Raw genomic sequence first — 2,986 nt, forward strand, 5'->3', positions numbered from 1 at the left:
CGATCACCGACRCCGACGGCGGCGGCTACCTCATCGGCGCCACGGTGCAGATCACCGGCGGCACGTTCACGTCCAACGAGGCCAGCACCGCCGACGACCATCTGGGCTACAGCGCCAGCAAGCAGATCGCCGGCCTGATCTCCGGCACCAGCATCACGGTCAGTTGGAACGCGGCGACCGAGACCCTGACCCTGAGCGGCTACGACACCTTCGCCCACTACCAGAGCGTACTGGCCGCGATCACCTACTGGGCCACGGGCGACAACCCGACGAACTACGGCGCCAACACCAGCCGCACCCTGACCTGGACGATCAATGACGGCACGCTGGGCGTGCTGGCCGGGTCGGTCAACAGCGGCACGACCACGATCAACCTCACGGCGGTGAACGACGCGCCGGTCAACGGCACGGTCTCCAGCGCCACCGGCAACGAAAACACCGACATCGCCGTCACCGGCCTGCAGATCAGCGATGTCGACGCCAATCCGGCGTCCGCCACCGTGACGGTCACCCTGAGCGTGACCAAGGGCGTCCTGACCCTGCGGACCAACGTCGCCAGCGGCCTGACGGCGGGCAACGTCGCCAGCAACGGCACCGGCTCGGTGACCGTCACCGGCACGATCAACGCGATCAACACCACCCTGGCGGCCAGCAACGGCCTGCTGTTCCACGGCAACACGAACGTCAGCGGCGCCGACACCCTGACCGTGGTCACCAGCGACGGCGGGGCCACCGGCACGGGCGGTGCGCAGAGCGACACCGACGGCTACACGATCACCATCATCGGGATCAACGACGCCCCCGTCGTGTCCGGCGACGGCACCGAGGTCCTGGCCGCGACCAACGAGGAGGCGGCCAACGCGGCCCTGACCAATACGGTCTCGTCCCTGCTCTCCGGCCAGTACAGCGACCCCGACACCGACGTCTTCGCCGGGGTGGCGGTGACCGTCAACGGCTCCAGCGCCGGCGCCGGCCAGTGGCAATACTATAACGGCTCGACCTGGGTGAACATCGGCGCGGCCTCGACCGCGGCGGCGGTGACGATCGCCGCCAGCGCGCCGCTGCGCTTCCTGCCGGCCACCGACTTCAACGGACCGGCGCCGACCCTGACGGTCAAGCTGGTCGACGCCTCGGGCGGCGCCCTGACCAACGGCGCGACCGTCAACACCACCACCAGCGGCGGCACGACGCAGTACAGCAGCGGCACGGTCGTGCTCAGCCACCCGGTCACCGCCGTCAACGACGCGCCGACCGTCGCGGGCGGGTCGACCGTGAGCCTGACGTCGATCGGCRAGGATTCCGCTCCGGGCGGCGGCCAGACGGTCTCGACGCTGTTCACCAGCCACTTCTCGGACGCCAAGGATCAGGTGTCGGGCGGCTCGTCGGCCAACGCCTTGGCCGGCGTGGCGGTGACGGCCAACGCGGCGACCGCGGCCCAGGGCGTCTATCAGTATTTCGAGGGCGGCGCGTGGCATGACCTGCCCGCCGTTTCGACCGCCAGCGCGTTCGTCCTGGACGCCAGCACCCTGGTGCGGTTCGTTCCGGCGGCCGACTACAACGGCACGGCGCCGTCCCTGACGCTTTCGATGATCGAGGATTCGTCCGGCGCGGTGACCACGGGCGCGACGGCCGACCTGACCACGACCGGCGGCACGACCCAGTACAGCGCGGCCTTGACGCTGAACGTCGTGGTCACCGCGACCAACGACGCCCCGGTCGCCACCGGCTCGGCCACCCTGAGCGCGGTCAACGAGGACGCCGCCAATCCCGCCGGTGCGGCCGTATCGAGCCTGTTCACCGCGAACTTCAGCGATATCGACGGCAACGGCCTGGCCGGCGTCGCCATCACCGGCAACGCGGTCTCGAGCCAGGGCGTGTGGCAGTACTTCAACGGCTCCTGGCAGGCGATCGGCTCGCCCAGCGAGGGTTCGGCCCTGCTGCTGGCCGCGGGAACCCTGGTCCGCTTCCTGCCGGCCGCCAATTTCAACGGCGCGGTTCCGGCCCTGACGGCCTATCTGATCGACAATTCCGCCGGCGCCCTGACCACGGGCAACACGCTGGACGTCAGCGTCAACGGCGGCCAGACCCGGATCAGCGACAACAGCGTCAGCCTGRCCACCAGCATCACGGCCGTGAACGACACGCCCGCGGTCCCGGGCACGGCGACGACGGTCGGCGCCACCGAACAGACGGCGGCCACCCTGCTGGGTTCGGTCACCGTCTCCGACGTCGATCTCGACCTCCGTAACGGCGGCAACGGCGACTATGGCGGCGCCAGCTTCACGGTTCAGCGCGCCTCGGCCAACGCCGTAGACACCTTCGCCTTCGGGGCGGGCGGGCTGTTCACGGTCAGCGGCGGCAACCTGCAGGCCGGCGGGCAGACCTTCGCCACCTTCACCAGCACCGGCGGCGTGCTGACGATCAGCTTCACCAGCTCGGCCACGACCGCGACCACGGCGCTGGTCAACGACGTCATCAACCACATTCGGTACACGAACGTCAGCGACGCGCCGGCCTCCAGCGTGACGCTCAACTACGCGCTGAACGACGGTTCGCCCGGCGCCGGCCAGGGCTCGGGCGGCGCGGCCTCGGCGGGCGGGGCGGTGATCGTCAACATCACGGCCGTGAACGACGCCCATACCGGCGGCGCCGGCATCACCGGAACGGCGGCCGAGGACCAGGTCCTGACCGCGACCTCGACTCTGGTCGACGTCGATGGCCTGGGCACGCTGCACTATCAGTGGCAGCACGACGTCGGCGGCGGTTACGTCAATGTCGGCGCCGACCAGTCGACCTACACCCTGGGCGACGGCGACATCGGCGGCGTGGTCCGCGTGGTGATCTACTACACCGACGCCGGCGGCACGGTGGAGTCGGCGACCAGCGCGGCGAGCGCCGTGGTCACCGCGTCCAACGACGCTCCGACCGGCGGCGTGTCGATCACCGGCACGGCGACGGAAGACCAGATCCTCTCGGCCGACACCTC

Annotated in this window: 1 protein-coding gene; it reads left to right on the plus strand. The window is 70.2% G+C overall.

The features are described from left to right. A partial coding sequence (locus AC1DZ6_RS22510) for a beta strand repeat-containing protein (protein WP_477099346.1) occupies nucleotides 1–2,986 on the plus strand: 2,986 nt, incomplete at both ends.

This window comes from Caulobacter sp. P1_B12_2 (assembly GCF_056406675.1).